A 5,694-nucleotide genomic window follows, 5' to 3' on the forward strand; every position below is an offset into this window, starting at 1 on the left:
GTCAAGTGTTGGAAATGTTTTACGACCGCGTACGTGATTCCAACCCTGATTTTCTCGAAGCCTACATTGCGACCGCCGAGTTGGCGATAGAAAAAGGCGATTACAAGGTGGCAGCGGAGACGCTCGCCGAGGCCGAGCGGATCGATGACACGGATCCGCGGACAAGCTATTTGAAAGCACGCGCATTCGAATCGTCGGATGCCGATGTCACTACCGAGGCTTTGCAACGAGCACTCGAATTGAATCCGAACCATGTTCCCAGCTTGCTGATGCTGGCCGAATTGGCCTTGGATCGAGAGTTGTATGACGATGCAAAATCGTCGATCGCCGAGGCGTTGAAAATCAACCCATCCGAACCGGATGCTTGGGCATTGCGAAGCGTGATCGCCCATCTCGAAGGCGACTCCGAACGTGAACAGAAAATGCGTCTCAAAGCGCTTAGCACGTGGAATGAAAATCCGCGTGTGGATTATTTGATCGGTAGCAATTTGTCGCAAAAGTACCGGTTTGCCGAGGGTGCCGCGTACCAACGTCGCGCTCTCGAATTCGATCCCGACTATCACGCTGCCAAATTTCAACTCGCTCAAGACCTTCTTCGTTTGGGCAACGATGAAAAGGGATGGACGCTGGCACATTCGGTCGCGGAAAACGATCCTTACAACGTCATCGCCCACAATTTGCTGACGCTTCATGACCGAATCAAGGACTTTAGTGTTTTAGAATCGGGCAATATTCATGTACGGATGGATCCCGAGGAAGCGGACCTGTACGGCGAAGCAGTGCTTGAACTGCTGACCGAGGCGCGAGCGACCTTGTGTAAGAAGTACGACATCCAACCGGATGCTCCGATCATGGTCGAGATTTTTCCGGAACAGAACGATTTTGCCATCCGCACTTTTGGATTACCCGGCGGCGCGGGTTACTTGGGCGTTTGTTTTGGTCGCGTGATCACGGCAAACAGTCCAGCCAGTCAGGGTGAGCGACCGCATAACTGGAAAAGCGTGTTATGGCATGAGTTTTGTCATGTCGTCACACTCGAGAAAACCAAGAACCGCATGCCTCGGTGGCTCAGCGAAGGCATTTCGGTCTATGAGGAACGGATGCGAAATCCGGCGTGGGGCGAGTCGATGACGCCTCAGTATCGCGAAATGATTTTGAGCGAATCGCTAACCCCAGTCAGCAAGCTGAGCTCGGCGTTCTTGAGTCCGCCGTCCCCTTTGCACCTGCAGTTTGCCTATTACGAGTCCTCGCTCGTGATCGAATTCCTGATCGAAAAGCACGGACTCGAGTCACTCAAAACGGTTCTTGTGTCCCTCGGTGACGGGCTGTCGATCGACGACGCGTTGACGCGATCGGTCGGATCACTCGATCGACTTGATGTCGAATTTGCAACCTACGCACGTGAAAAAGCGTCATCGTTTGCTCCCGATGCCGATTGGTCGCGGGACGAACTGCCGAACGATGCGTCGACGGCGGAACTCGCCAAATGGGTGGAAGAGCACCCAGCGAATTATTGGGGATTGCGAAGTCTGGCCGAAGCATGGATTGCGGAGAAACAGGACGAAAAGGCATTGCCAGTACTCGTGAAAATCGTCGAACTTGGCGCGGTAACGCCGGAGCGGGACGGTCCGCTGGAATGGTTGGCCGATGTTTATCAGCGATTGGACCAGGAAAAACGCGAACGAGAAATTCGCGAAAAAGTTTTAGCAATTTCCAGCGATGCTTTGCCCTCGTACCGGCGTTTAATCGAGATTGCGACGAAACACAACGACTGGCAAAAAGTGTTGAAATACAGCGAAGAAATGCTGGCGATTCAGCCACTGCAGCCGTTTGCCTATCAGCACATGGTTGTGGCCGCAGAGGAACTCGATAAGCCCGGAAAAAAAATCAGACCGTTAAAAGTGCTGTTGCAAATGGATCCGATCGACCCCGCCGCACTGAATTACAAACTCGCACGTGCTTGTTTCGAAACCGACGACACCACGTCTGCCAAACGGCACGTATTATCGGCTTTGGAGGATGCACCGCGTTACCGCGATGCTCATGGTTTGTTGTTGGAGATCGTCGCAAAAGAGCAGTGAGCGACGACCGTAGTTGATTCTGTAAGTGCGATATCGAATCAGAGAGAAATAAGCGGAGAGAAAAACAAAATGATCACGCGACGTTCCCTACTGATTGGATTGCTGTTAGTCATGGTTGCCGGAGCCGCGTTGGCACAACGTGGATGGCGGTGGCGCCATGCGGGCCCGCACACCGAACGCAATGGCGTCCCCGATTGGGAAGTCGATCCCAATTTCCCCGGTGATTTGTTTACTTTTGTGCGTATCAAATACGATTCCTACGGCGGACGCGGGGGTGGCGGGGGTTGGGCGACCGATTACCGCGACAGCGATCTGAATTTTTCACTCCGCTTGCAACAACTGACCTCGCTCAAGGTCAATCCTGAACCGATGGTCTTGGAATTAACCGATGATCGGTTATTTGACCATCCGTTTATTTATATCATCGAACCGGGCAGCTTGGTGTTCAGCCAAGCGGAAGTCGCAGCGCTCCGCCGCTACTGTTTGAACGGCGGTTTCTTGATGGTGGACGATTTTTGGGGCGATTCCCAATACGAAAACATGCGACGCGAGCTGAAACGAGTCTTTCCTGATCGTGATCCGGTCGAAGTCCCGCTTTCACACGAGATCTTTCACAATGTTTACGATCTAAAAGAGAAGCCGCAAGTGCCGTCGATTAACGTGGCGCGGCGCAGTATGGCGGGCGACACTGGATCGTACGAATGGGCTTCCGACGGCAGCGATACCAGCACACCTCACTACCGCGCGATCCACGATGACGAAGGACGAATCATGGTCTTCATTTGCCACAATACCGATCTCGGTGACGGCTGGGAACGCGAAGGTGAAAACCAATGGTATTTCGAAGAGTTTTCCGTCAAGAAAGCCTACCCCATGGGAATCAACATCGTCACCTACGCGATGACCCACTAACCACCCGCTTGGCAAAAATTGCAGAGATCCGTATCACCCCGAGGAAAGCAGCATGAGCACTGAAGCATTGTCGGTGGAAGACGAAGCACGCACGGTCGAACAAATTCGCGATGGCCGTGAACGAATTTACGCCGAGCTTTCCAAAACCATCATCGGTCAACACGATGTGATCGAGCAATTGCTGATCAGCCTGTTTGCAGGTGGACACTGTCTAATCACCGGCGCACCGGGGTTAGCCAAAACGCTGTTGGTTCGCAGTGTCGCTCAGATCTTTCATTTGAAGTTTCAGCGAATCCAGTTCACGCCCGACCTGATGCCCGCGGATATCACCGGCACCGAGATTCTCGAGGACTCTGGCGATGGGCACCGCAAGATGGCGTTTGTCAAAGGCCCGATCTTTGCCAACGTTGTCTTGGCCGACGAAATCAACCGGACGCCCCCAAAGACGCAGGCCGCATTGCTCGAAGCGATGCAGGAACATCAAGTCACCGCCGCTGGGCGTCGCTATCCGTTGGAAGAGCCGTTTTTTGTGCTGGCGACCCAAAATCCGATCGAGATGGAAGGAACGTATCCGTTGCCGGAAGCTCAACTGGATCGCTTTATGTTCAACGTCTTGATTGACTATCTGCCGCCCAAAGATGAGTTGGCGGTGGTGATGCAAACGACTTCACAGCGTGCTGAACCGATCCAACCGCTGTTTACCGGCGAAGACATCTTGCGGTTTCACCAAACGGTGCGCCGCGTGCCGATCGCCGAGGAAGTCGGTGCCTATGCGGTTCGCTTGGCTGCATCCACACGGCCCGATCGCGATCAAACTCCTGATTTCATCAACCAATGGGTCAGCTGGGGCGCGGGGCTGCGTGCGGCACAAACGCTGGTGCTCGGGGCCAAAGCGCGAGCGTTGCTGTCGGGGCATGCCCACGTGCGAATCGATGATATCCGCGCCCTCGCCCATCCCACGCTGCGTCATCGTGTCTTGCTTAGCTACAAAGCCGAAGCCGAAGGTGTCACAATCGAAAATGTGATCGATCAATTGCTGCAGGCCGTATCGACGGAGATGTCGTAATGGTCCAACCTTCGCGTGGTGACATTGCCTCGATTGATCCGTCAGCAGTGATGCGGATCAAGAATCTGCAACTGAGGGCCAAGACCGTCGTCGAAGGCTTTTTCGATGGGCTACACCGTAGCCCGATGCATGGATCATCGGTCGAGTTCAGTGAATATCGTCCCTACACCATTGGGGACGATCTGCGTGGTTTGGATTGGAAACGATTTGCACGCAGCGATCGCCTGTATATCAAAAAGTTTGAAGACGAAACGAATCGAAATTGTTATCTATTGGTCGATCAGAGTCGTTCGATGGGCTACGGATCGATCGAGTATACCAAGATCGACTACGCACGAACGTTGGCAGCGACGTTCGCTTATTTTCTGTCGCTGCAACGGGATTGTGTCGGGGTGCTGACGTTTGACGAGACGATTGGCGAATTCATTCCCGCTCGACGCCGAGTCGGTCATCTACATCAAATGTTGGTAGCGCTATCGCGTCCGCTCGGCGGCAAAGGAACCGACATTGATTCGCCGCTGAAACAGATTGCCAATCTTGTCGGACGACGTGGTTTGGTCATCTTGATCTCGGACTTGTTGACCGCCACCGACTCGCTGCGAACCAATCTAGCCTATCTAAGATCACGTGGACACGAAGTGGTGATTTTGCGGACATTGGATCCGGCGGAAGTCGATTTCAAGCTCGAATCGCCCAGCATGGTTTTGGACATGGAAACCGGACGCGAAATCTATTTGGATCCCGAGGCTGCTGCCGCTCAATACCAAGAACAGTTTGCCGAGCACCGAAAACAACTGCAAACCGTGTGCAGTTCGTTAGGCGTCAGTCTGCATGAACTCGGGACCCACGAACCACTTCACGAATCGTTGTTCCATTTGCTGAATTCACAACAGCAACGGCCGCGTGGTGCCACACGCGCCGGAATGCTGGCTCGGTCCGCTCGCAGTGGAGGCACTTCATGAGTTTGTTGGCCCCATTGTATTTTGCCGGAGCCTTGGCGATCGGGTTGCCGATCCTGTTCCACTTGATTCGCCGGCAACCCAAAGGGAACATCGCGTTCAGCTCGTTGATGTTCTTGAAACCCACGCCACCGCGATTGACGCGTCGCAGCCGATTGGACAATTGGTTGTTATTGCTGATTCGATCGTTGGCGATCTTGTTGCTCGCTGCGGCATTCACACGTCCTTTTTTTCGAACGGAGTCCCTGACCGATTCCGAAGCCACGGGGCAACGATTTGTGATGTTGCTTGATACCAGTGCCAGCATGAAACGGGCTGGCGTTTGGGAGCAAGCGATCGAGCAAGTGGACCGCGTGATCAGCGAACTCGGCCCAAATGATCATCTCGCAATGGTCGTCTTTGACCACGAACCCAAGACGCTTTTTTCATTAGAGCAGTCCTACGAATTAGCCGCCGACCAACGTTTCTCGGCTGCTCGGCTATCGCTTCAGAATCTCGCTCCATCGTGGCAAGATTCTGATTTGGGGCGAGCTCTTGTTTATGCTGCCGACATCGCCGCCGCCAGCGAAGCGGATCTCGAAGACGGTCAGCACGATGCCGCTTTAATCCTGATTAGCGACATGCAATCGGGTAGCAAGATTGAAAATTTACAGCGTTTCAGTTGGCCCGAGAACGT

5 protein-coding genes are annotated in these 5,694 nt (G+C 53.7%); all 5 read left to right on the forward strand.

Translation table 11 applies throughout. The annotated features are described in order from the left end of the window. Window positions 1-2,081: tetratricopeptide repeat protein (locus tag RMSM_RS13180; protein ID WP_040766298.1), on the forward strand; the 2,081-nt coding region annotated here is incomplete at its 5' end. 69 nt (window positions 2,082-2,150) lie between these two features. Further along, a complete protein-coding gene (locus RMSM_RS13185) occupies window positions 2,151-2,993 on the forward strand; it encodes a DUF4159 domain-containing protein (RefSeq protein WP_008696675.1) in 843 nt (280 codons plus the stop codon). 52 nt (window positions 2,994-3,045) lie between these two features. Next, entirely contained in the window at window positions 3,046-4,059 is a 1,014-nt protein-coding gene (locus tag RMSM_RS13190; RefSeq protein WP_008696676.1) for an AAA family ATPase, read from the forward strand. Next, window positions 4,059-5,021 carry a DUF58 domain-containing protein gene (locus RMSM_RS13195; protein ID WP_008696677.1) on the forward strand — a complete coding sequence of 321 codons (963 nt, stop codon included), beginning with the start codon at window positions 4,059-4,061 and terminating at the stop codon, window positions 5,019-5,021. Before RMSM_RS13190 ends, RMSM_RS13195 begins: the two co-directional genes overlap by 1 nt. Beyond that, window positions 5,018-5,694 (forward strand): BatA domain-containing protein (locus RMSM_RS13200; protein WP_040766300.1); only part of this gene is annotated, 677 nt, incomplete at its 3' end. The genes RMSM_RS13195 and RMSM_RS13200, both read left to right, overlap by 4 nt.

This window comes from Rhodopirellula maiorica SM1, from assembly GCF_000346295.1.
Taxonomy (GTDB): Bacteria; Planctomycetota; Planctomycetia; order Pirellulales; family Pirellulaceae; genus Novipirellula; species Novipirellula maiorica.

Excerpts from the sequence above, each read along its gene's own strand:
- RMSM_RS13185 (WP_008696675.1), top strand. The coding sequence starts at position 2,151 with ATGATCACGCGACGTTCCCTACTGATTGGATTGCTGTTAGTCATGGTT.
- RMSM_RS13190 (WP_008696676.1), top strand. The coding sequence starts at position 3,046 with ATGAGCACTGAAGCATTGTCGGTGGAAGACGAAGCACGCACGGTCGAA.
- RMSM_RS13195 (WP_008696677.1), top strand. The coding sequence starts at position 4,059 with ATGGTCCAACCTTCGCGTGGTGACATTGCCTCGATTGATCCGTCAGCA.